The sequence below is a fragment of the Methylobacterium sp. J-001 genome (genome assembly GCF_022829565.1).
In the GTDB taxonomy this organism is placed as follows: domain Bacteria; phylum Pseudomonadota; class Alphaproteobacteria; order Rhizobiales; family Beijerinckiaceae; genus Methylobacterium.
Window position 1 is genome coordinate 1 of record NZ_JAKSYN010000017.1, and the last position, 362, is coordinate 362.

1 pseudogene is annotated in these 362 nt (G+C 64.4%); it reads left to right on the plus strand.

Features of this window, described 5'->3' with window-relative positions:
* A pseudogene (locus tag MKK65_RS00400) lies at positions 1-315 on the plus strand (transposase); the annotation flags it as partial.
* Positions 316-362 lie beyond the last annotated feature (47 nt).

Here is a 362-nt window from a genome sequence, read left to right on the forward strand (position 1 = left end):
ACCGACACCCTGGTGCCGGTGCTGAAGCAGGGTGACACCGTCCACCTCGACCACCTGCAATCCCACAAGGTCGTCGGCGTGCGCGCAGCCATCAAGGCGACCGGCGCGCGGCTCCTCTCCCTCCCGGCCTCCTCGCCCGACTTCAACCCGCTCGAGCAGGCCTGCTCAAAGCTCAAGGCGCTGCTGCGCACCGCCGCTGCCCGAACCGTCCCAGACCTTTAGGCAGCCATCGCCCGGGCCTTCGCAGCCTTCACTCCAGCGGAATGCCGCAACTACATCGCCGCCGCCGGATACGACGCTTATGACCCAACCTAAACGACAACAGCTCTAAGGACGGAGCAATTCAGTTAGCCTATCTCAAT